The sequence below is a fragment of the Lentzea waywayandensis genome, assembly GCF_900115955.1.
GTDB lineage: Bacteria > Actinomycetota > Actinomycetes > Mycobacteriales > Pseudonocardiaceae > Lentzea > Lentzea waywayandensis.
Genome location: NZ_FOYL01000007.1, coordinates 12,783 through 35,191, shown reverse-complemented (window position 1 = coordinate 35,191; position 22,409 = coordinate 12,783). Strand labels below are relative to the sequence as shown.

At 69.0% G+C, this 22,409-nt stretch carries 23 protein-coding genes; 11 read left to right on the top strand and 12 right to left on the bottom strand.

Annotated features, from left to right (window positions below; all coding sequences use genetic code 11):
- Window positions 1-17: 17 nt before the first annotated feature.
- Entirely contained in the window at window positions 18-1,103 is a 1,086-nt protein-coding gene (locus BM417_RS25665) for a YihY/virulence factor BrkB family protein (RefSeq protein WP_245822166.1), read from the bottom strand.
- Between the two features lie 156 nt (window positions 1,104-1,259).
- On the opposite strand from BM417_RS25665, the gene BM417_RS25660 reads away from it, so the two are divergent.
- Entirely contained in the window at window positions 1,260-2,945 is a 1,686-nt protein-coding gene (locus BM417_RS25660; protein ID WP_245822203.1) for a DEAD/DEAH box helicase, read from the top strand.
- A gap of 32 nt (window positions 2,946-2,977) precedes the next feature.
- On the opposite strand, the gene BM417_RS25655 is transcribed toward BM417_RS25660, so the two are convergent.
- Window positions 2,978-3,748, bottom strand: a complete 771-nt coding sequence (locus BM417_RS25655) for a class I SAM-dependent methyltransferase (protein WP_245822165.1) — start codon at window positions 3,746-3,748, stop codon at window positions 2,978-2,980.
- Window positions 3,749-4,024: 276 nt separating this feature from the next.
- Between BM417_RS25655 and BM417_RS25650 the strand changes: the two genes are divergently transcribed.
- The 4 genes from BM417_RS25650 to BM417_RS25635 all read left to right on the top strand — a co-directional run bounded on the left by BM417_RS25650 (window position 4,025) and on the right by BM417_RS25635 (window position 8,609).
- The gene (locus BM417_RS25650) at window positions 4,025-5,149 is read left to right on the top strand and encodes a sugar ABC transporter substrate-binding protein (RefSeq protein ID WP_093599504.1); all 1,125 of its coding nucleotides are present in this window, start codon (window positions 4,025-4,027) and stop codon (window positions 5,147-5,149) included.
- A gap of 76 nt (window positions 5,150-5,225) precedes the next feature.
- A complete protein-coding gene (locus tag BM417_RS25645; protein ID WP_093599501.1) occupies window positions 5,226-5,999 on the top strand; it encodes an ATP-binding cassette domain-containing protein in 774 nt (257 codons plus the stop codon).
- A gap of 23 nt (window positions 6,000-6,022) precedes the next feature.
- Window positions 6,023-7,450, top strand: coding sequence for a sugar ABC transporter permease (locus BM417_RS25640; protein WP_093599498.1), 1,428 nt, complete (start codon window positions 6,023-6,025; stop codon window positions 7,448-7,450).
- 4 nt (window positions 7,451-7,454) lie between these two features.
- Window positions 7,455-8,609 carry an ROK family transcriptional regulator gene (locus tag BM417_RS25635; RefSeq protein ID WP_093599495.1) on the top strand — a complete coding sequence of 385 codons (1,155 nt, stop codon included), beginning with the start codon at window positions 7,455-7,457 and terminating at the stop codon, window positions 8,607-8,609.
- Between the two features lie 71 nt (window positions 8,610-8,680).
- Here the strand turns inward: BM417_RS25635 and BM417_RS25630 are convergent, their stop codons facing one another.
- From BM417_RS25630 to ppgK, 5 genes are all read right to left on the bottom strand, one after another.
- On the bottom strand, window positions 8,681-8,860 hold the full coding sequence (locus BM417_RS25630) for a DUF7455 domain-containing protein (RefSeq protein ID WP_231642793.1): 180 nt from the start codon (window positions 8,858-8,860) through the stop codon (window positions 8,681-8,683).
- A gap of 417 nt (window positions 8,861-9,277) precedes the next feature.
- Window positions 9,278-9,820, bottom strand: coding sequence for a helix-turn-helix domain-containing protein (locus tag BM417_RS25625; RefSeq protein WP_177320598.1), 543 nt, complete (start codon window positions 9,818-9,820; stop codon window positions 9,278-9,280).
- A 133-nt stretch (window positions 9,821-9,953) separates the two neighbouring features.
- Entirely contained in the window at window positions 9,954-10,559 is a 606-nt protein-coding gene (locus BM417_RS25620) for a nucleotidyltransferase family protein (RefSeq protein ID WP_093599489.1), read from the bottom strand.
- A gap of 80 nt (window positions 10,560-10,639) precedes the next feature.
- Window positions 10,640-11,959: an RNA polymerase sigma factor gene (locus BM417_RS25615; RefSeq protein WP_093599486.1), complete on the bottom strand. Its 1,320-nt coding sequence runs from the start codon at window positions 11,957-11,959 to the stop codon at window positions 10,640-10,642.
- Window positions 11,960-12,177: 218 nt separating this feature from the next.
- The gene (gene ppgK, locus BM417_RS25610) at window positions 12,178-12,939 is read right to left on the bottom strand and encodes a polyphosphate--glucose phosphotransferase (RefSeq protein ID WP_093599484.1); all 762 of its coding nucleotides are present in this window, start codon (window positions 12,937-12,939) and stop codon (window positions 12,178-12,180) included.
- A 115-nt stretch (window positions 12,940-13,054) separates the two neighbouring features.
- Between ppgK and BM417_RS25605 the strand changes: the two genes are divergently transcribed.
- Window positions 13,055-13,849 carry an inositol monophosphatase family protein gene (locus BM417_RS25605; RefSeq protein WP_093599481.1) on the top strand — a complete coding sequence of 265 codons (795 nt, stop codon included), beginning with the start codon at window positions 13,055-13,057 and terminating at the stop codon, window positions 13,847-13,849.
- A gap of 120 nt (window positions 13,850-13,969) precedes the next feature.
- Here the strand turns inward: BM417_RS25605 and BM417_RS25600 are convergent, their stop codons facing one another.
- On the bottom strand, window positions 13,970-14,503 hold the full coding sequence (locus BM417_RS25600) for a PH domain-containing protein (protein ID WP_093599478.1): 534 nt from the start codon (window positions 14,501-14,503) through the stop codon (window positions 13,970-13,972).
- A 31-nt stretch (window positions 14,504-14,534) separates the two neighbouring features.
- Window positions 14,535-15,257, bottom strand: coding sequence for an envelope integrity protein Cei (gene cei, locus BM417_RS25595; RefSeq protein ID WP_281251352.1), 723 nt, complete (start codon window positions 15,255-15,257; stop codon window positions 14,535-14,537).
- A gap of 422 nt (window positions 15,258-15,679) precedes the next feature.
- Between cei and BM417_RS25590 the strand changes: the two genes are divergently transcribed.
- Window positions 15,680-15,979 (top strand): DUF4193 domain-containing protein, encoded by a 300-nt coding sequence (locus BM417_RS25590; RefSeq protein ID WP_030474775.1) that lies wholly within the window; start codon window positions 15,680-15,682, stop codon window positions 15,977-15,979.
- 63 nt (window positions 15,980-16,042) lie between these two features.
- On the opposite strand, the gene BM417_RS25585 is transcribed toward BM417_RS25590, so the two are convergent.
- On the bottom strand, window positions 16,043-16,504 hold the full coding sequence (locus BM417_RS25585; RefSeq protein ID WP_245822163.1) for a DUF3093 domain-containing protein: 462 nt from the start codon (window positions 16,502-16,504) through the stop codon (window positions 16,043-16,045).
- Between the two features lie 24 nt (window positions 16,505-16,528).
- Here BM417_RS25585 and dut point away from each other — a divergent pair, with 24 nt between their 5' ends.
- Window positions 16,529-17,002 carry a dUTP diphosphatase gene (gene dut / locus BM417_RS25580; RefSeq protein ID WP_093599469.1) on the top strand — a complete coding sequence of 158 codons (474 nt, stop codon included), beginning with the start codon at window positions 16,529-16,531 and terminating at the stop codon, window positions 17,000-17,002.
- A gap of 4 nt (window positions 17,003-17,006) precedes the next feature.
- A complete protein-coding gene (locus tag BM417_RS25575) occupies window positions 17,007-17,624 on the top strand; it encodes a DUF3710 domain-containing protein (protein WP_093599466.1) in 618 nt (205 codons plus the stop codon).
- Here BM417_RS25575 and BM417_RS25570 read toward each other — a convergent pair.
- The gene (locus tag BM417_RS25570; protein ID WP_093599463.1) at window positions 17,621-18,277 is read right to left on the bottom strand and encodes an alpha/beta fold hydrolase; all 657 of its coding nucleotides are present in this window, start codon (window positions 18,275-18,277) and stop codon (window positions 17,621-17,623) included. The two genes, BM417_RS25575 and BM417_RS25570, sit on opposite strands and share 4 nt — an antisense overlap.
- Window positions 18,278-18,361: 84 nt before the next feature.
- Here BM417_RS25570 and BM417_RS25565 point away from each other — a divergent pair, with 84 nt between their 5' ends.
- A complete protein-coding gene (locus tag BM417_RS25565) occupies window positions 18,362-18,727 on the top strand; it encodes an OB-fold nucleic acid binding domain-containing protein (protein ID WP_036013248.1) in 366 nt (121 codons plus the stop codon).
- Window positions 18,724-19,488, top strand: a complete 765-nt coding sequence (locus BM417_RS25560; protein ID WP_093599460.1) for a DUF3159 domain-containing protein — start codon at window positions 18,724-18,726, stop codon at window positions 19,486-19,488. Before BM417_RS25565 ends, BM417_RS25560 begins: the two co-directional genes overlap by 4 nt.
- A gap of 363 nt (window positions 19,489-19,851) precedes the next feature.
- Here the strand turns inward: BM417_RS25560 and BM417_RS25555 are convergent, their stop codons facing one another.
- Window positions 19,852-22,398 (bottom strand): helix-turn-helix transcriptional regulator, encoded by a 2,547-nt coding sequence (locus BM417_RS25555; protein ID WP_143138800.1) that lies wholly within the window; start codon window positions 22,396-22,398, stop codon window positions 19,852-19,854.
- Window positions 22,399-22,409: the final 11 nt, after the last annotated feature.

Here is a 22,409-nt window from a genome sequence, read left to right as displayed (position 1 = left end):
AGCGGGGGTGGCTTCGGCTACCCCCGCTGTTTCTCTTCCTCCGGGTGCTGGCGCTGCTCCTGGATCTTGAGCGGCGTCGTCAGCTGCGTGTCGGCGGGGGAGGGCGCCGAGTAGACCGTGTCGTTCGTCTGCTGGGGCTGCGCGGTCTCCTCGCGGATGCGGGACGCCGCGCGTTCCATCTCGAGCCTGCGCCAGCGGCGGCGCTGGCGGCGGGTCATGCGAGCCGGCCACATGTCCTGGATGGCGCTGTTGAAGTACGCGCCGATCGTGATGGCCAGGCCGATGAAGAACACGAACAGCAGGAACGCGATCGGTGTCGCCAGGGCGCCGTAGGTGTAGCCGGTGGTGGTGATCCACTGGATGTACAGGCGCAGGCCGATGGACGACAGGATGAACACCGCCATCGCGAGGATCGCGCCGGGCAGCACCCGGTGGTATGGAAGTCGCCGCGGCAGTGCGACCTTGTAGAGCAGCGAGAGCGACAGGACCAGCAGCAGGGCCACGCCGGGGTAGTAGAACCGGCCCACCCACGTCGCGATGTAGGGCTGCCAGGACGTGGGGAAGAACTGCGGCAGGACGTCCGGGCCGAGTGCCAGCACCGGCAGGCCGATCACCAGCGCCACCAGGGACACCATGTAGAGCAGCAGGGCGAAGATGCGCTGCCACAGCTCGTTGCGCACGCCGTACTGGCCGTGGGCGACCGTGATCGCGTCCACGAACGACGACATGGCCGACGATCCTGCCCACAGCGAGATCAGGAAGCCGATGGAGACGATCTCGCCCTTGCCGGTCGAGAGGATCTCCGCGACCGTCGGCTGGATCACGCCGTTGACGACGTCCGCGCTGAAGATCGTCCGGGTGAATCCGATGATCTTCTCCTGGACGGAGAGGACGATCTCGGGGCCGAACCAGGTGCCGATCCAGCCCATCGAGCCCAGCACGCCGAGCAGCAGTGGCGGGAACGACAGCGTCTGCCAGAACGCGGCCTCGGCGGCTTCTGAGAAGATGTTGCCCTGCCACGCCTTCGACAGCGTGCGCGCGAGTAGACGCAGCGGCCCCTTGCGGCCGGACCTGCGTGCGTCGTTGTCGGAAGGCGGACCCATCGCAGTGACAAGCATGGTGCATACCGCCACGTTTCGCGGCATCGACGCTCGGAACAGGTAGAGTCGCGGTGCCCTCGGCCACCGTCCGCCTGAGGGTATTGCCTTGTTTGACCTGCATAAATGAGGAGAAACACGTCTGTGACAGCGACAGCAGCAATGCGACCGCTGCGGGCATGGCAGCGCCGCGCGCTGACCAAGTACCTGGCCGTGAAACCGAAGGACTTCCTCGCCGTCGCCACGCCGGGCGCGGGAAAGACGACGTTCGGACTGCGGGTCGCCGCGGAGCTGCTGGCCGATCGGACGATCGAGGCCGTCACGATCGTGACCCCCACCGAGCACCTCAAGCACCAGTGGGCGAAAGCGGCTGCCGAGCAGGGCATCCACATCGACTCGAACTTCCGCAACACCAACGCGATGACCTCCCGCGACTACCACGGTGTGGCCGTCACGTACGCGCAGGTCGCCGCCCATCCGACGTTGCACCGCGTGCGCACCGAGAACCGCAAGACGCTCGTGCTGCTCGACGAGGTGCACCACGGCGGCGACGCGAAGTCGTGGGGTGACGCGATCCGTGAGGCGTTCACGCCCGCCGTGCGCCGCCTCTGCCTGACCGGCACGCCGTTCCGCTCCGACGACTCGCCGATCCCGTTCGTGCAGTACGAGGAGAGCAACGGCGGCTTCAAGACGTCCAAGGCGGATCACACGTACGGGTACTCCGACGCGCTGCGCGACGGCGTGGTGCGGCCCGTGCTGTTCCTGGCGTACTCCGGTGAGGCGTCGTGGCGGACCAGCGCGGGCGAGGAGTTCACCGCGCGCCTGGGCGAGCCGCTGACCCAGGAACAGACCGCGCGGGCGTGGCGCACCGCCCTGGACCCGGCCGGCGACTGGGTGGCGTCCGTGCTGCGCGCCGCCGACCAGCGGCTCACCCAGAAGCGCGAGAACGGCCTGCCCGACGCGGGCGGCCTGGTGATCGCCACCGACCAGACCGTCGCGAAGGCTTACGCGCAGGTGCTTCAGCGCGTCACGGGCCACATCCCGACGCTGGTCCTCTCGGACGACCCGAAGGCGTCCGGCAAGATCGCCGAGTTCGCCGCGACGAACGAACGCTGGATGATCGCCGTCCGCATGGTGTCCGAGGGCGTCGACGTGCCGCGGCTCGCGGTCGGCGTCTACGCGACGTCGTCGTCGACGCCGCTGTTCTTCGCCCAGGCCATCGGCCGCTTCGTGCGCAACCGGAAGCCCGGCGAGACCGCCTCGGTGTTCCTGCCCTCGGTACCGGTGCTGCTGGCGCTCGCGTCCGAGCTGGAGGCCGAGCGCGACCACGTCCTGGGCAAGCCGCACCGCGAGAAGGACGGCTGGGACGACGAGCTGATGGCGGCGGCCAATCAGACCAAGGACGAACCCGGTGAGGACGAACGCGCCTTCACCGCCCTGGGCACCACCGCCGAGCTCGACCAGGTGATCTTCGACGGCTCGTCGTTCGGCGCCCCGACCCTCGCGGGCTCCGAGGAGGAGCAGGAGTACCTCGGCCTGCCGGGACTGCTGGAGCCCGACCAGGTGCGGACCCTGCTGCTGCAGCGGCAGGAGGAGCAGATGGCGACCGCCGCCAAACGCCCCAAGCCCGAGGTCGCGGTGCGGGAGGCGAGGCCCGTCGGCGTGCAGGAACGCCTCGCGTCACTGCGCAAGGAGCTCAACACCCTCGTCGCGATGCACCACCACCGCACGAAGAAGCCGCACGGCAAGATCCACAACCAGCTGCGCGAGTACTGCGGTGGGCCACCGACCGCGATGGCCACCATCGAGCAGCTCGAGGAGCGGATCTCCACTCTGCGCTCCTGGTAGGACAGGGTTTCCGGCAGCCGATATCCGATATATCAGTTGCGGGTGACGGCGACGGCCAGCGTGTCGTAGTGCGTCGTGAAGCGGCCGCCGATCGCGTCGATCGCGCCGCCGACGTCGTCGAGGAGCCCGGTGACCTGCTCGGTGCCGAGCAGGGCCATCGGGCCCATGGTGAGCATGAGGTCGAGGTAGTCGGCCGTCGTGTAGGTCTGCTCCCAGCTCGCCCGCCACTGGTCGGCGTGGGAGAACGCCCCGGTGCCGACGAACGCTTCACCGGTGCGCACGCAGCCCGCCTGATAGGCCTCGAACGCCTCGTCACGGCTCTGGCCGACGCGGAACGGGATGTCCGGCGCCGCCTTCCGGTAGGCGTCCATGAAGGCCTGGGCGATCGGCTCCGGCGGTGCGAACACGTGCCAGAGCGCCACGAACACCCCGCCGGGTCGCAGCACCTGGGCTACCTGGCGCGGACCCGCTTCGGGATCGACCCAGTGCCACGACTGCCCGGCGACGACGGCGTCGAACTCGCGGCCGGCGGGATCCCAGGTCTCGAACTTCGACACCTCGACGGGCACCCCGGTGCCGCGGGCGAACTCGGCCATCCGCTTGTCGTGCTCCACCTCGAGCACCTCGCAACCGGCCGCGCGCAAGGGGCGGGAGAGGACGCCGGTGCCGCAGCCGACGTCGACGACGCGGGGCCCCGGACTGACCTCGATGATCTTCCGCACGAGCTCGCCCGGATAGGCCGGGCGGGTGCGGTCGTAGCGAGCCGCGTCGGCACCGAACGAGTTCGCCAGCCTCTCAGTCAATACTTCTGGGGCTTCCTTGTCGACGGTCATGCACCCAACCTAGGGATGTCCGGGAGGTGACAGGCGAGTGTTCGCCGCGGGCGATATCCGATATGTCGCCGTTGGAATCGGTAGCGCGGTGGTAACGCTCTCACGACTCTCAGTGACTAAATTTCGTCAGGGTTACCGCATCGTTGCGACTTAATCGATCCAGTGTGGTTCCGGTCACGCATATGTCAGGCATACGTTGTGCGCCACAACATTCTCTGTGACACAGCGCAGTGAAAGGGATGGCGGATGCGCAGCAAGACTCTCGCTTCCATCGCTGTTACCGCGGGCCTCGCCCTGACGGTTACGGCATGCGGCGCCAACACCTCCTCCAACACCGGAGGCAGCACCAACACGAGCACTGGCAGCGGCACGGGCGCGAAGGTCGGCGTGATCCTGCCCGAGACCAAGACCTCCGCCCGCTGGGAGGGCTTCGACAAGCCCCTCCTCGAGGCGGCTCTGAAGGCCGAGGGTCTCGACCCCGACATCCAGAACGCCCAGGGCGACGTCCAGAAGTTCAGCACCCTCGCCGACGGCATGATCAACAACGGCGTCAAGGTCCTGATCATCGCCACGCCCAACAGCGAGGTCGGTGCCTCCGTCGCCAAGAAGGCGCAGGCCCAGGGCATTCAGGTCATCGACTACGACCGCCTGAACACCGGTGGCTCCTCGTCTTACTACGTGTCGTTCGACAACGTGAAGGTCGGCGAGCTGCAGGGCCAGGGTCTGGCCGACGCGCTCAAGGACGCCCCGCAGGGCGCCAACGTCATCGAGATCGAGGGCGCGCCGACGGACAACAACGCGACCCTCTTCGCGGACGGCCAGAAGAAGATCCTCAAGCCGCTGTACGACTCGGGCAAGCTCAAGCTCGTCCAGTCGCAGCCGATCGACGACTGGGACAACCAGAAGGGTGGTCAGGTCTTCGAGCAGATCCTGACCGGCAACGGCGGCAAGGTGGACGGCGTCGTCGCCGCGAACGACGGCCTCGCCGGCGCGATCATCACCGTGCTGAAGAAGGTCGGCCTCAACGGCAAGGTGCCGGTCACGGGTCAGGACGCGACCCCGGACGGCCTGCAGGCCGTGCTGCTCAAGGACCAGTACATGACCGTCTTCAAGCCGATCAAGGAAGAGGCCGAGGCGGCTGCCAAGCTGGCCGGTTTCCTCGCCAAGGGCGACACCGCGGGCGCTGACAAGCTGGCCTCCGGCGTCACCAAGGACACCAAGGCGAGCCGCGACGTCAAGTCCGTTCTCCTCACGTCGCAGCTGATCACCCGCGACAAGGTCAAGGTCGTCGTGGACTCCGGCTTCGTCAAGGCCTCCGAGGTCTGCGTGGCCGCCACCCAGGCTGCCTGCACCGAGCTCGGCATCAAGTAGGACCGCTCGTGACGAGGGCGGGGTGCGCGTCTGTCGCACCCCGCCTCTCGCCGCGTGTTACCCCGGAGGAAACCCAGTGAGCGAGCCGATTCTCGAGCTGCGCGGCATCAACAAGAGCTTCGGTCCCGTGCACGTCCTGCACGACATCGACCTCGACGTCAACCCTGGCGAGGTCACTGCCCTCGTCGGCGACAACGGCGCGGGCAAGTCGACGCTGGTCAAGTGCATCGCGGGCATCCACCCGACCGATTCGGGTGAGGTCCTGTTCGAGGGCCATCCGGTCCACATCAAGGGCCCGCGTGAGGCCGCCGAGCTCGGTATCGAGGTCGTCTACCAGGACCTCGCTCTGGCCGACAACCTCGACATCGTCCAGAACATGTTCCTCGGCCGTGAGCGCACCAAGGGTGGTCTGCTCGACGAGTCCGACATGGAGCAGGCGGCGCGCAAGACGCTGGCGTCGCTGTCGGTGCGCACGGTCAAGTCCGTCCGCACGCAGGTCTCGTCGCTGTCCGGTGGTCAGCGCCAGACCGTGGCGATCGCCAAGGCCGTGTTGTGGAACAGCAAGGTCGTGCTGCTCGACGAGCCCACCGCCGCACTCGGCGTCGCGCAGACGCGCCAGGTCCTCGACCTGGTCCGCCGCCTCGCTGAGCAGGGCCTGGGCGTCGTCCTGATCAGCCACAACATGAACGACGTGTTCGAGGTCGCCGACAAGATCGCGTGCCTCTACCTCGGCCGCATGGCCGCCGTCGTGTCGACCAAGGACGTCACGCACGGACAGGTGGTCGAGCTGATCACCGCCGGCCGTTCCGGTGACCTGGGCATCGCGCGTCCCGAGGCGGCGACGATCTGATGAGTACCGAAGAGGCGAGCAGCATGACCGACACCACCGAAACGCACGAGGGGGAGGCCCCGCAGGGCGCCATCTCCGACTTCGGCATCGACACGACCTCCCGTTCCACCAGCGAGGCCATCAGGGACTACTGGTCCAGTGTCCGCGGCGGCGAGCTCGGCTCACTGCCCGCTCTGCTCGGACTGATCGTGCTGCTCATCGTGTTCAGCTCGCTGTCCGACTCGTTCTTCACCCTCGGCAACCTCGCCAACCTGCTCCAGCAGGGCGCCAGCATCACCATCATCGCGATGGGCCTGGTGTTCGTGCTGCTGCTCGGCGAGATCGACCTGTCCGCCGGCACCGCGTCCGGCGTGACGGCCTCGGTGATGGCGCTGGACCTGATCCACGGCGGCAACCTGCTCGGCGGCATGGGCGACGGGGTCTTCTACATCTTCTGCGGCTGGCTGGTCCTCGCGGTCGGCCTCTCGCTGCTGATGCGCCTGTGGACCGGCGCCGTGCTGTCCGGCATCGCGCTGGTCATCGCTCTGCTCGGCGTGCCCGCGAACGCGTGGATCGGCATGCTGCTGGCGATCTGCGTCGGCGCGTCGATCGGCTGCATCACCGGCTACCTGGTCGCGAAGATCGGCATCCCGTCGTTCGTCGTGACCCTGGCGCTGTTCCTCGTGTGGAGCGGCGTGGTGCTGCAGTTCATCGGCCAGGGCGGCACGCTCGGCCTGCGCGACGACACGATCTTCCAGGTCGCCAACGGCAACATCGGCACCGCCGGGTCGTGGATCCTGTGCGTGATCGCGGTCGGCGGCTACGCGGCGGTCTTGCTCAACCGGCACTTCACCCGGCTGCGCAAGGGACTCGTCGCCCAGCCGACCGCGCTGGTGCTGACCAAGATCGGCGGCCTCGCGCTGCTGGCCGCGGTCGCCACGTTCGCGCTGACGCAGAACCGGTCGCCCAGCACCCTCGTGGTGATCGCGGGCGTGCCGTACGTCGTGCCGCTGGTGCTCGTCCTGCTGGTGATCGGCACGTTCGTGCTCGACCGCACCAGCTACGGCCGTCACCTCTACGCGGTCGGCGGCAACAAGGAGGCCGCGCGCCGCGCCGGCATCAACGTGGAGAAGATCCGGATGAGTGTCTTCGTCATCGCCTCCTCGGCGGCGGCGATCGGCGCCATCGTCTACTCCTCGAAGGTCGGCTCGGTCGACCCGAACGCCGGTGGCGGCAACACCCTGCTGATGTCGGTCGGTGCGGCCGTCATCGGTGGCACGTCGCTGTTCGGCGGCAAGGGCCGGCTGCGTGACGCCGTCATCGGTGGTGCGGTGCTGGCGGTCATCGCGAACGGAATGGGCCTGCTCAAGCAGCCCTCCGCCGTCGTGTTCATGGTGACCGGTCTCGTCCTGCTGCTCGCCGCGAGCGTCGACGCGTTGTCCCGCCGCCGAGCGGCGACCGTGGCTCGCTGACGAGGTGACTGGACCTACGTCCGGCACTCGTCCCGACGAGATCCGCAGGCACAACAGGACGGCGTTGCTGCGCCGCCTGCACATCGACGGACCGTCCACCAGGGCGTCGCTCGCGGCTGAGCTCGGTCTCAACCGCAGCACGATCAAGGCCCTGGTGGACGGCCTCGCCGAAGCCGGTGTGGTCGCCGAACGCGTGCCCGCTCTGCGCAGCGGAGCGGGCCGCCCTTCCCTTCTGGTGCTGCCCCAGCCGCACGCGGCCGTCGTCATCGCGATCGACGTGCGCGTGGAGCACGTGGCGATGGGGTTCGTCGGCCTGGGCGGGGAGATCCTCGGGCGGGACAGCTGGAACCTGCACCGGACGCGTGATCCGGGGGAGGTCATCACGCACATCGTCGAGTCGGCGCGCCTCATGGCCGACGACCTCGACGCCACCGCGGTCGGGGTGGGCGTCTCGGTGCCCGGTGTCGTGCGACGCGCCGACGGGCACGTGCACGAGGCACCCAACCTGCACTGGACCGGTGTGGCACTCGGCAAACGCCTGGAGGCGGTGCTGAAGCTGCCGGTCCAGGTCGGCAACGACGCGGAACTCGGCGCACTCGCGGAGCATGTGCGCGGTGCGGCCAGGGAGTCCGCGGACATGGTCTACATCTCCGCGGACGTCGGCGTCGGCGGGGGAGTGATCCTGTCCGGACAGCCGTTGCGCGGCTCCGGCGGCTACGTCGGCGAGCTCGGGCACATGGTGGTCAATCCGCGCGGCCTGCGGTGCTACTGCGGCTGCGACGGCTGCTGGGAGACCGAGGTGGGCGAACCGGCGCTGTGCCGGGCGCTCGGCCTTCCCGACGACGCACCGCGCGGCGCCGTCGTCGCGGCACTGCGGGCACTGGACGACCCGTCGGTGCTCGACGAGTTCGCCGGCTGGCTCGCGCTGGGACTCGCGAACATCGTCAACGTCCTGGGCCCGGAACTGGTCGTGCTCGGCGACCTGTACACGGCGCTGCCGGCGTCGGTGGTCGACTCGGTGAGCGCCGCCGTGCAGGTGCGCAGCCTGGTCTCCCGCGCGGTCGGCGGAACCCAGGTCGTGACCTCGCCGCTGGGCCGGGACGCGAAGCTCATCGGAGCGGCCGAACTGGCCTTCGAGCCCGTCCTGGACGCCCTCTAGAAGCCCGGAGAAGCGAAGGGGGCGGAGATCCCTGGAGGATCTCCGCCCCGAGCGGCTAGGTGGGGTGGAAGTCAGCCCTGCTGAATTTCAGCAGCGAGTTCGCGCAATTTCTCACTGTGCGCCCGGGCGTGGTGCCCGCAGAACAGCAGCTCGCCCCCGGACGGGAGCAAAGCGCGAACCTGGGCAGCAGCCCCGCAGCGGTCGCAGCGGTCGGCAGCGGTCAACTCGGGGCGGGTGAGTGCTGCAGTCATGATGAATCTCCCTCCGTCCCGGCAACGGAACTGAGGTGTTCCGGTGCCCTCTTACCAAGCTGCGACCACAGCGCCCCTGGCAGGTGCGCGGTGCTCGCTGGCTCCACTCTGACAGACGTTTCGGCGATAGTCAGTGTTCCCGTGTACGTGGCGACTCGCGTCACTCTCGGATTTACCCGGCCGCAGCAGGCTTACACATGTATTTGCCACCGGTTCACCGTCTTGACACGCACGCTGAGCAACCGGAAACCCGCTGGTGGAGCAGCACGTTCGGGCCATCCGGTCGGTTGCGTGCGACCGGGAGTGTGATATCGCTTGCCCTTGTCCGCCCTCCGCGAACAGGTCACGAACGTCCCACGATTCGGACGCGGAACCGTGATCAAACTCCCGATCGAACGCTTGCTCGGGCCCGCTCGATCAGCTCGCGAGGGCGGCGCTGATCGCTCGTGCGGCGTGCCCCACGGCCTCCCTCAGGGCCGTGGCGCTGCGCCCGTTGTCGAGCACCGCGGACACCGTGCCGATGACGCTGCTGGACGGTGAGCGCACCGGAGCGCTGACGAACTCCATGCCCGCCGGCACCGTCGCCCCCGGCCGCAGCCGGGCCACGTCCTCGGCCCGCACGATGCTCGCCGCCGCTACCAGCACCCGGTCCCGCCGCGGCACCGCGAGGATCGTCGACGTCCTGATCGTCGCGGACAGCGCCCGCAACGGCTGTCGCGCCACCCGCAGAATGCCCGGAGCAGGTTCCCAGGCCTGCCCGAGCCGGAACATCTGCGCGCCGATGCGGTAGCGGCCGCGCACGTTCTCCACGGCGCCCAGGTCCTCCATCTGCTCCAGAAGGCGATGCACCGTCGTCTTCGGCATGGCGCAGCGATCAGCGAGTTGCGTGAGCCCCAGCTCACCCTCGTCCATCAGCTTGTCCAGCAGTGAGAAAGCCCCTTCGAGTACAGACCTGCCCATGTTTTCCAGCCCCCTCGTTCCGGTGTCCGGAACTGTCCCTGTGCACCCCTCCGGCACAGCCACACACTGATGGTGTCGCGGATGCATTGGCGGCACATGAGTACAGGGGTACTCATCTTTCGCATGCGCACGATCAGGCCTGCTCAGGCCAGGGCAGCACGGTGAGCTCCGGCCACTGCCCCCGCCAGCGCGTGGTCTTGGCGTCGTAGACGGCACGGGGAGCGAGCACGGGATTGGGGCGGACGACGAGGTTGAACACGTCAGCGAGGCCGTGCGGCGCGTAGACGCGCCACTTGCCGTTGGTTTCGAGGCGCACACCCAGGCAGCACGTGGTCGCCGCGAACGAGTCGATGGCTGCCTCGGTGGACGTGTAGGGCGCGCACGGAACCCCGAAATGATCCTCGTACCAGAGGTGCACACGCGCCTCGTTGCGGATCTCGACGACCGCGGGCAGATCGGCGAACGCGCGCTCACCGGCCTGGATGACCTCGTTCTCGGCGTCCCAGCCGAGATCGGAGTCGTCGAAGTAGAACAGGTCGTAGTCCCTGATGCCGTCGGTCGGCGACCGGCCGGTGACCACGTTCCACACCGTCTGGAACACGCACCCGGCGGTCAGGTACCACCCCGGGAGGTCCAGTCCGGCGGCGCCGCGCAGGACCTCCACGAGGACCTCGTTGCGAGCGAGGACGGAGCGCAGCGCGTCGGCCTGTTCGTCCACCGGAAGCCGGGCGAGGATCATGCCGCAGGAAAGCACACGGCAAAACACAACAGCCCCGCACCGAACCGGTGCGGGGCTGTGTGCGTATGACTGGGTAAGACCTAGTCGAGGTAGTCGCGCAGAACCTGCGAACGCGACGGGTGACGCAGCTTCGACATCGTCTTGGACTCGATCTGGCGGATGCGCTCACGCGTGACGCCGTAGACCTGACCGATCTCGTCCAGCGTGCGCGGCTGGCCGTCGGTGAGGCCGAAGCGCAGCCGGACGACGCCCGCCTCGCGCTCGGACAGCGTCGCGAGCACGGACTGGAGCTGGTCCTGCAGCAGCGTGAACGAGACGGCGTCGACAGCGACGACGGCCTCGGAGTCCTCGATGAAGTCACCGAGCTGGCTGTCGCCCTCGTCACCGATCGTCTGGTCCAGCGAGATGGGCTCACGCGCGTACTGCTGGATCTCCAGCACCTTCTCGGGCGTGATGTCCATTTCCTTGGCGAGCTCCTCCGGGGTGGGCTCGCGGCCCAGGTCCTGGAGCAGTTCGCGCTGGATGCGACCGAGCTTGTTGATGACCTCGACCATGTGCACCGGGATGCGGATGGTGCGGGCCTGGTCGGCCATCGCGCGGGTGATCGCCTGCCGGATCCACCAGGTGGCGTACGTGGAGAACTTGTAGCCCTTGGTGTAGTCGAACTTCTCGACGGCGCGGATCAGACCCAGGTTGCCCTCCTGGATCAGGTCCAGGAACGCCATGCCGCGGCCGGTGTAGCGCTTGGCCAGCGACACGACGAGACGGAGGTTCGCCTCGAGCAGGTGGTTCTTGGCGCGCTCACCGTCACGGACGATCCAGCGCAGGTCGCGGCGCAGCTGCGGGGTGAGCTTCTCCGCGTCCTCCTCGGAACGGCGCACGCGCTCGGCGGCGTAGAGACCCGCCTCGATGCGCTTGGCGAGCTCGACCTCCTCCTCCGCGTTGAGGAGGGCGACCTTGCCGATCTGCTTGAGGTAGGCGCGGACCGAGTCGGCCGAGGCGGTGAGCTCCGCGTCCTTGCGCGCCTGGCGCAGGGCCTCGGACTCCTCCTCGTCCCAGACGAAGTCACCCTTGTTGTCGGCGGTGTCCTCCGCCTCCTCGGGCTCGTCCACGACGGGCTCGTCGACGATCTCGACGTCCTCGACCAGGTCCTCGGCGCCGGGAGCGCCTTCCATGTCCTCGGGCTCGTCGCCGCTCTTGGCGGCGCCCTTCGCGGCAGGATCGGCCTTACCGGCCGTCTTGCGCGGGGCCTTGGCGCCGGCTGCGGGCTTCTTCGCTGCCGCAGCGGTCGTCTTGCGCTTCGGCTTCTCCTCGGCCTCGCCGGCCGCGGTCGCCTTGGTGGTCCTGGCGGCGCTCGCGGCGGAGCTGGAGCGTCGGGTTGCGGATTCTGCGGCTGCCACGTACGCCCTTTCGCGACGGTCGTTCAAGGCAAACCAGAGGGCGCGAAACCTCGGTCGCCAGAGTTCGGGGGATCTCCCCGCCGATCTTGCTTGGCGGGTGTGCGTTCCATTGTAACGACGTCCGTGACTCGGTGTTGCGCCCCGAGGTGCTTCGAGGCGCTCTCACCTGCGTTCTCGCAGCTAGATCGAGTCGGACACGTTTCGGTGTCGAACGCTCGTCAAGGCCTGACGCCGTGCGCGGCGGCCCACGCGGCACCGACGATGCCCGCGTCGTTCTTGAGCGCGGCGGCGACGACCTCGGTGCGGACCTCGAGCAACGGCAACCACTTGTGCGCCTTCTTGCTCACGCCACCGCCCGCGATGACGAGGTCGGGCCAGATGAGGTCCTCGAGCACGTTGACGTACCGGCTGACCCTGGGCGTCCACTCCTCCCAGGACAGGCCCTTGTCCTCCTTCACGGAGGCGGCCGCGCGCGATTCCGCGTCGTGCCCGTCGACCTGGAGGTGGCCGAACTCGGTGTTCGGGACGAGCTTGCCGTCGAGGAACACCGCGCTGCCGATGCCCGTGCCGAACGTCAGCAGGACCACAGTCCCGTTCTTGCCGACGCCCGCGCCGAACGACATCTCCGCGATGCCGGCCGCGTCCGCGTCGTTCATCACGACGATGTCCTCCGGCCTGCGCTTGAGGCGCTCGGCGAAGAGCTGCTGGGCGTCGCAGTTGATCCAGCCCTTGTCCACGTTCGCGGCGCTGAGGGCGACACCGTGCTTGACCACGCACGGCAGCGTGACGCCGACCGGGCCGTCCCACTGGAACTTCTCGACGATCTCCGCGACGACCTCCGCCACCGCCTCCGGTGTCGAAGGCTGGGGCGTGGGGATCCGCATGCGTTCGCCGTCCAGTGCTCCTGCTTCGAGGTCGACCAGGCCGCCCTTGACGCCGGAGCCGCCGATGTCCACACCGAACCCGCGGGTGATGCCCATCCCCGTGGTCCTTCCTACTCGATCCTGCTGGCTTCGATTCAGTACCTGTGGTGCGCAGACATTAGCCTGACGTTGTCCGATAGTCCCGTGCTAGTGACGCAGGAGGGAACCGGTCGTGTTCGATCCCCGGCCACTCGTTGACATCGCGACGACCATCGGGCGGGAAGCGGGCGCACTTGTTCAGCGCATGCGTGCTTCCGCCGTCATCTCGTTCGACACCAAGAGCACCTCGACGGACGTGGTGACCGCCGCCGACCGCGCCTCAGAACAACTCGTCCGGACGCGTCTTTCCGAGTTGCGCCCCGGCGAGCCGGTGCTCGGCGAGGAGGAGGGCGGAACCGTCGTCGAGGGTCTGACCTGGGTGGTCGACCCCATCGACGGCACCGTCAACTACCTCTACGGAATCCCCTGGTACTCGGTGTCGATCGCAGCGCAGCTCGACGGCGAGTCCGTCGCGGGCGCCGTGGTGGAACCGGCGACCGGCCGTGTGTGGACCGCCGCACGCGGCTACGGCTCCTTCTTGGACGGTGAGCCGCTACGCGTCTCCGCGACGACCGACCTGTCGCTCTCATTGCTGGGGTACGGGTTCGCCTACCGGCCGGAGCGGCGTCAGCGCCAGGCCGACGCGTGGGCGCGGATGTCGACTCGGGTGCGTGACCTGCGCCGGGCCGGTGCCGCGTCGCTGGACCTCTGCTCGGTGGCCGCCGGCCGGCTCGACGCCTACACGGAGCACGCGCTCGGCCGGTGGGACTGGGCGGCCGGCGGGCTGATCGCCGCGGAGGCCGGTGCGGTCGTGCGGCTGCCGGGCTCCTCTCCCGAACTGGGGGAGGACGCGACGTTCGCCGCGACACCCGGCATCGCCGACGCCCTGTACAGCGCGCTCGCCGAGTCCGGCTACGGCAAGGTCTGAAAACCGCAGGTCAGAGCGCTGATATATCGGTTGTGCAAAAGACGTTTGCGGACGTCCGCAAACGTCTTTTGCACAAGGGGCGGTTTCGAGGTTGATCCAGTCAACGTTGATGTTGACCAGTCAACGTCGGTTAGCGGGCTGTCCGGTCAGCGTGGAGATGAGGGTGACGACCTCGTGGACGTCCGGGACGTGGATCAACTCGGCCACCGTCCCGTTGCCGTAACCGTCCGGCATGACCCGGCTGTCGAGCCGGATGTGGCCGGAGCCGCCGGGCTCCTCGGTGAACGCCAGATAGCCGATCTCGGTGAGCGGCGCAGACCTTGCTCGGCGGCCAGGCACGGACACGACGCGCTGGTCGGTCACGTAGTAGGTCGTGCGGCGCAGCGTCTGGTAGCGCCAGACGAACGGTTCGGCAATACCGAGCAGGCCGAGCACCGCGAACCCCGTGCACACGCCGAACACGTCGGACCAGCTGCCGAGGTAGTCCGCCCACCCGTGTGCCGCGGCGGCCACCACCACGACGAGCAGGATCAGGACGGCGTGGAACTTCAGGCTGAAACGGATCCACGTCAGGTCCGGGCGCAGGAACACCGAGTGCTTCGCCGGTTCGCCCTGCCAGAGGACGTGCTCCTCCGGAAGAAGATCAACCCCCATGCGCGCAAGGTAGCGCGGGCCCGGCGAGAAGTCAGCAGGTCACTTCGCGCGCGCCGGCCAGGCTGTCGGCGTTGAGCGTCGGCGGGGCGGCCGCGGCCACCTGACCGCCCTGCTGCTCCGGCTGCTGCTCGGCCCACTCCTTGAGCTGGTCGAGCACCTTGCGGGCGTCGCTGTTCGGCTTGACCTCGTCGAACTTCTTGCCGATCGCGATGTCGAGGGTGGCGTCCTGGCGGTCGTCGCGCACGAGCTCCAGGCACGGCTCCAGCAGCGACAGCGTCCTCGCGGCCGACGCTCCGGGCGCGCCGAAGCGGATCTGGCCGCGGCAGTTCATGTCGCCTGCCGGGTAGACCAGGTCGTTGCCGGGGTCGGCCGCCTGCTTCAGGCCGAGCTCGGTGAACATCGTCGCGACGGCCTTGGCGTGGTTGCGCTGCGTCGAGGCGTTGACGACCTTGAAGTTGACCTCGCCGACCGGCACCGGGTTCGTGCGGTCGAGCGCGTCGTGCTCCAGGACGGTGCCCAGTGCCGGAGGCGGTGCCGTCGACGTGGCGGCCGGATCGGCCCCCGCGACCGCCGAGGACGTCGTCGCGACGTTGCCGGGCGCGTTGCACTTGATGGCCGCGTCCACGTCGCTCGCGTTGCCGAGCACCTTCACCCACACGAACACGGAACTGACCAACAGCACCGCGAACAGGACGAGCGCGGGCACGGGCCGACGCCTCTTGTAAGGCGTCAAGCTTCCCGATGCGGATCCCACGTTCGAAGCCCTCCCCGTGATCCGTCCCCTGAGATCAGCCTAGGCCCTGCCCGGCTGTTGCGCGCCCTGACGTGCGTGACCGAACGCACCGTCCTGATTGCTCACAGTCAGGACGGTACCGGTCCGGCGTCAGGTTGCACGCCAGAGCGCACGTGCTCCCGCACAGGGTATCGGTCCAGCGTAGAAAGGTTGTGTCACCCGTCCGGTCGGTAAGGGGTAACCCGATGACGAGCCACCTGGGCAATGAGCTACCCTCTGCGCGCTCCGCACACATTTCGATCAAGCCGACGGTCACGTCAAGGGGGTTGGCTTGCCCGCCGGGTGTGCGAGACCTACGTCACCTTGACGTGGGGCACAAAAGAGGTCGCTGGAGCGTTAACCAGCGACACGAACAGTCTCCGTAGACCGCAGGGGTGAAGAAGATGGCGACCGACTACGACGCGCCGCGTCGCAGCGAGGCGGACGAACTCGCTGAGGACTCCCTCGAGGAGTTGAAAGCCCGGCGGAACGAGACGCAGTCCGGCGTCGTCGACGTCGACGAGGACGCGAGCGCGGAGAACTTCGAGCTTCCGGGCGCCGACCTGTCCGGTGAGGAGCTCACGTTCAAGGTCCTGCCCAAGCAGGCCGACGAGTTCACGTGCTCGAAGTGCTTCCTGGTGCACCACCGCAGCAGGCTCGCCGAGGACAACGGCGGCACGTACATCTGCCGGGACTGCGCCTGAGTTCAGTCCGCCGAAGAAAGAACTGGGCGCTCACCCTCACGGGTGGCGCCCAGTTGTGTTCTCTCAGGACTTGATCGCGGCGGCGAGCTCGTCGGGATGCCGCGTGCTGATCACCCAGTAGGGCGTCGGGTCCTCCGGGTCGGTCACGCGCACCCGCACGAGCGGCTTGACCCAGCCCCGGTGCACGACGAACGCCGCCGGGTCGAGTTCGCGGCCCATGATCCTGCGGCGGTCCTCGGCGGCGATGATCTCGACCTCGCCGAGCAGCTCCAGCGGGATGTGCGCGTCACCCGCGCGCAGTTCGCCGTCCGCGACCTCCACCTTCGTCGATCCCATCCGCACGATCAGCACGATCGTCAGCGGCAGCAGGATCACGTACGGCAGCCAGGAACGGACGCCGGGGAAGCCCATGTGCACCTCGGCGGCCAGCAACGCGGCCGCGAGCAGCGGCAGCGGCCAGATCCACCACGTCACGTACAGGCGTTCGCGGAAGGTCGTAGTGGCGGTCACGGCAGTCTCACTCACGTCGTCAGGGTAATCTCGGCCGCCGTGTCCAGCGTCGAGGTGTTGCTGACCCGGCTCGATCCGGGGGTTCCCGTGCCCGCCTACGCCCGTCATGGCGACGCGGGCGCTGATCTGGTCACCACGTCGGACGTGGTCATTCCACCAGGTGAGCGCGCCGTGGTCGGCACCGGTGTCGCCATCGCGCTGCCCGAGGGGTTCGCCGGGTTCGTGCACCCGCGGTCCGGACTGGCCGCGCGGGTCGGGCTGAGCGTGGTGAACACGCCCGGCACGATCGACTCCGGCTACCGCGGTGAGATCCGCGTTTGCCTCGTGAACCATGATCTCCGTGAGCCGATCGCGCTGTCGCGGGGCGACCGGATCGCCCAGCTCGTCGTGCAACGCGTCGAGCACGCGGTGTTCCGCGAGGTCACCGAGTTGCCGGAAACGGAACGCGGTGCGGGAGGCTATGGCTCGACCGGCGGGCACGTGGTGCTCGCCCGGATGAAGGCGGAGGGGTAGGGGCATGTTCGGAAGGCGCCGCAAGCGCGGTCGTCACTCCTCGGGGGCGGTCGAGACCGGTCCCGAGCACGACGAGGTCTTCGACGACGTCGACGGCCCGTGGGACTCGACGGTCGCGCCCCAGGACGACGTGGAGCGGCTCGACCTGGGATCCGTGCAACTGCCGATGCCGGACGAGGCCCAGTTGCAGGTCGAGATGGACCAGCAGAACGGCTCCGTGCGTGCCGTGCACGTCCTCACGTCCGTCGGCCAGCTGACGGTCAGCGCGTTCGCCGCGCCGAAGTCGGGCGGTCTCTGGCGCGAGGTCGGCGCCGAGCTGATCGACGGCCTCAAGGAGGACGGCGCCCGCATCAACCGGGAGAACGGCGAGTGGGGCGAGGAGATCACCGCGCGCAACCAGGGCGTGCAGATCCTCTTCGTCGGCGTCGACGGCCCGCGCTGGATGCTTCGCGGCGTCGCGGCCGGTCCCGAAGAGCACTTCGAGCAGAACTCGCAGGCGCTGCGCGAGATGCTGCGCGGCACCGTGGTCGTCCGCGGTGAGCAGCCGATGCCGCCCCGCACCCCGCTGCCGGTCGAGCTGCCTGAGGCGATCGCCCGGCACATCCAGCAGCAAGAGGGCTAACGAGCCCGCTGCCACGCCTGCACCGCGCGCCCCAAAGCGCGCGGGTAGGCGTCCAGCGTCGTTGTGACGAGCACGGCGCGTGGGATGGCTTCCGCCCAAGCCCGCGCTACCGCGATCGGGTGCACCGGGTCGTCGGCGCACCCGACGATTCCCGTCGGCACGTCCAGCGACTTCAGCTCGTCCAGCGTCGGCGCGAGCGACTCCGCAGCCTCTTCGAGATGCGGCACGAGCTGGTCGCCGTAGCCGCGCCACGCCCGTTTCAGCTCGTCGTGCAGCCAGCCGGTAGTGCCGGCGAGCGCCGTCGTGAGCCCTTGTGTTCGGACGATCTCCGCGCTGGCCCTGGCCGCGAGCGCCGCCGGTGCCTCCTCCGGTGCTCCGGTCCACGCAGGCAGCGCCAGGATCAGCCCCGCGCACCTGTCCGGGTTGGCCACGGCCCACCGCGCGGCGACGTGCGCGCCGAGTGAGACGCCACCCACCACGATCGGGTGGCCTGCCGGGGCATTTTCGAGGGCCGTCAACCGTTCACCGAGTGTGCGAACCCGCGGTGCGTCGAGAACGGCACCGACCTGCGACAACGGCTCGGTGAAGACAGATCGGACGAACACCTCGTCGGAGGCGGTTCCGGGCAGCAGGAGGACGGTCTCGGCAGGCACGCCCGAGATTGTCGTTGCCCGTGCGTACCCTCACTGTCAGACGGCCCACACCACGGGGCCACCAGAGCAATGCAGGAGTCGGGGATGAGCGGCTATTGGCGCCGCTTGGTGCGTCGCTTGACCAGCGACGTCACCGAGCTCGACGCGGACGACCTCTCGCGAAAAGCGGAGGCCGTCGGCGCGGTGAAGGCCTGCGACTGCAAGTCCGGTGAGGAGGTCACCGTCCTCGGAAGACTCCGCAGCGTGGAGCTCTGCCCCAGGGACGCGGCCGCCACCCTGGAAGCCGAGCTCTACGACGGTACCGAGGGCGTCACGCTCGTCTGGCTCGGCCGCCGTCGCATCGCGGGAATCGAGCCTGGTCGGACGATCAAGGCCCGAGGCCGCATCGCCGTGCGCGACGGGCGCAAGGTGCTCTACAACCCCTATTACGAGTTGCAGAACGCTTCATGACCTCAGCTGAGACCGAAGAAAAGCAGCCCACCGTCCTAGAGCAGATGGGCGGCGTGAGCGGAATGCTCTACTCGTCGCTGCCCGTCCTCGTCTTCGTGATCATCAACTTCGCGACCAAGAACCTGATGGCCGCGATCATCGGCTCGCTCGCCGCCGCCGTCGTCATCGGCGTGATCCTGGCCGTGCGCAAGGGCACCATCCAGCCCGCGATCTCCGCCGTCTTCGGCGTGGGCATCGCGGCGTTCATCGCCTACAAGACAGGCGAGGCCAAGGGGTTCTTCCTCTTCGGCATCTGGCAGAGCGTCGTGTACGGCAGCGCGTTCCTGCTGTCGATCATCGTGCGCTGGCCGCTCGCCGGCGTGATCTGGACGTTCCTCAACGGCAGAGACCGCTCCTGGCGCGACGACAAGGCCTCGGTCCGCGACTACGACATCGCGACCTTCGTGTGGGCCCTGGTCTTCTTCGCCCGCTTCGTGGTCCAGCGCTGGCTCTACGACGAGGACCAGGTCGGCTGGCTCGCGGTCGCGCGCCTCGGCATGGGCTACCCGTTGATGGCCGTCGCGCTGCTCGCCACGGTCTGGGCGGTCCGCCGCGCCGACAAGCGCCTCAAAGCGGCCGAGGAGGCCGCCGAGGCCAAGGCCAAGGCGGAGGCCGAGGTGGACGAAGTGTTGGCCCGCACGGCCGACGACCTGCTCACCCCGGACATGGACGAGCTCAAGCGCGTCGTCGACGCCGAGTCCCGCGACAAGTCCAGAGACTGACCCCGCTCTCCCAAGACTGACCCGCTCCACTTCGACGCGGCCGGCGCTTCCCTTCGGGGGCGCCGGCCGCGTTGTTTTCGTGGCAACGCAGGTGGAGCAGGCGGAAGCCGAGAGAGCAGCCTGCCGATGGCCGGTAGGCGATATGTCGGATCGCGCGAGTGTTGCTCGCGCCGTCGACCGCTGCCGCCGACCGGATGCAAAAAACGTTTGCGGACGAAGTCAAAAGACTCATTGCAAAGGTGTACGGGCAGGTCGGCGTGGGTGTGCGGCCAGGGACCCCAGGCGCGATGTGGTGCGCGGTGTGGTGGGTGTCGGTGAGGTGGCTAGGCGCGTGACATCCGATATATGGGATATCAGCCGAGGTCAGGACGGGCCGAGCACGGTTCGCAGTTCGTCGCGGCCCGTCACGCCGAGAATCCCGTAGATCGCGTGCAGGTGGTTGTCGACCGTGCGTTTGGACGTGTGGAGCTGTTCGGCGATCTGCTGGTTGGTGAGTCCGGACGTGGCCAGGCGGGCGACCTCGGCCTGGCGCCGAGTCAGGTGGGTCAGGCCGTCGGCGCACAGGGCCGGGGTGCGGACGCCGTCGAAGTCGCGCATCAGGAGGGCCTGGCGGGCGGAGGCCTGGGAGGCGGCGCGGGCGTCGCCCCGGGCTCGGTGCAGGCCGGTCGCGGCGGCGAGGGCTTCGGCGGCGTAAAGGGTGGCGCCCAGGCGCTGGAAGGCCGTTGCCGTGGCCTCCAGGGCGGTCGGTGCGGCGTCCGCGAGGGCGGTCGCGTGTGCCGTGTAGGCCGCGGTCATCGGGTCGTCCATCGTGGACGTGAGGGCCGTCAGGCGCTGGGACGTGTCCACGCCGAAGCGGGCGGCGTTGTGCAGGGCCATGGCCTCGTTGCCGTGTACGCCCAGTTCGGCGCATTCGTCTGCGGCGGCCATCGCGGCGTCGGCGGCGGCGCGGAGGTCGCCGGTGCAGGCGAGTACCTGCGAACGGGTCACCGAGACCGTGGTGCCGGTCAGGCGCCATGCCGGGCGGCGGGCCTTCTCGGCGCGGGCGAGGGCTTCCTGGGCCAGGGTGGCGTCGCCGCAGATCGCCGCGGTACCGGCCAGGTTCGCCAGCGCGATGGCGTCGAAGATCAAGGGACGCGAAGGGGTCTTCGGGCTGCCTTCGCGGGCCAGGCGCAGGGCTTGGGAGCCGTGGCCGCGCATGCGCGCGCAGAACGACAGCACGCCGAAGAGCGATGTCGCGCCGGTGAAGGCCAACTCGTCGAACGTTCTGTCGTGCATCGTCAGCGCAAGGGCTTCCGCCTCGGCGAGGTTGCCGGCGAACGCCAGCGCGAAGCAACGCATGCGCAGGGCGCCGTCGTCGGGCTCGGACAGGTCCTCCAACGCCTCGTAGGCGGCGATCTCCTCGGCAACCTCGCGATAGCGGCCTGCGTGCAGGAGGCACAACGCCCTGGTGCGTCGCAAATGGACGGTCAGGTGCGGTGCCACGGGCTGATAGGTGCTCTCGAGCACTGTCGCCACGTGGCCGTGTTGCGCGGCCTCGATCACCCGGACCACCTGAAGCCAGTCGCGCAGGTCGGCGGGGAGGCCGGGCACGTCGACGTGGTCGAGCACCGCGGCGGCGGCGTCCGCGTCGCCCAGACCGAAGTGGAGGTTCATCGATCGGGTGGCGCCGAGGCGGCTCAGGTCCTCCGCCGACAGCGGGCCCGACATCACGTCCGCCAGCGTCGCCTCGGCCTGGTCCGGTGCGCGGCCGTGCATCAGGACCTGGCCGAACACGTGCCCCACGCGGTTCAGCCCGCCCGCCTCGACGGCGCCGCGGCACAGGCGTTCGGCGAGTGCCACGTCCTGCGCGGCCCAGGCCTGTTCGGCGGCCGCGGCCAGCAGGTTCACTGAGATGGGTGAACCGCCGTCGAGCCGCCACGTGGCGATGCGCATCAGGTCTTCACGGCGGCGTGCGCCCGTTGCTTCCAGAGCGGCGGCCAACGCGCGTTGGTGCGACTGCGCGCGCAACGTCGGGCACGTCGTACGAAGCAGGCTGCCGTACAACGGATGCCCTAGCCGTACGACCACGCGACGCCCTGACGGCACGACACGGATCAACCCGCGCGTCTCCAGGTCGTCCAGCGCCTCCTCGCGCACCAGCGACGCCAGCAGGTCCAGTTCCACCGGCTCGGAATACGCGAGCAGTTCCAGCGCGTGCCGGTGCGACGGTTCCAGCCGGCCCAGGTTGGACTGCACGAGCTCCGCGAGCCGTCCGCCGAGCTCGATCGCGCCGTGCCACGACCAGATGCCGTCGTCGGCGCGCAACGCCCCCATCGCGCAGCCCGACACGACGAGTTCCCTGAGGTACAAGGGATTTCCCGCGCTGCCCGACCACAGCAGCGTCGCCGACCGCGTGTCGACCGGCCCGTCCAGCGCGCGTTCGAGCAGCAGGTCGGACTCGGCCCGCGACAGGTCGCCCAGCGGATATCGCCGCAGCAACCCGTCCTGCCACAACTCGGTGCGCTCACCGGGCCGTGAGGTCACGAGCACCCGTGCGTGTCCGTGCCGGATCACGTGATGCAGCAACGCGATGGAGGCGTCATCGAGCAGATGTGCGTCGTCCACCACGATCATCAACGGCAGCTGTTCGGACAGAAGGTGCTCCACGGCGCGACCGAGCGGGTTCGCCGTGCGCAGGTCAGTCGGCAGCATCGCGGCCATCGCACCGAACGGGATCGCCGACGTCGCCACCGTCGCGTAACAGCGCCGCACGGCCAGACCGGTGCGCTCCAGCCGTGCCACGACCTCGTCCGTGAGCCGGGTCTTGCCCACACCGGCGGGGCCGACGAGCGCGGCACCCTTCTCGTCGGCTCCGGTGAGCGCGGACATCACGTCCTCGAGCTCCCGCACCCTGCCCACGAACGGCCACACAACTCGCAGTG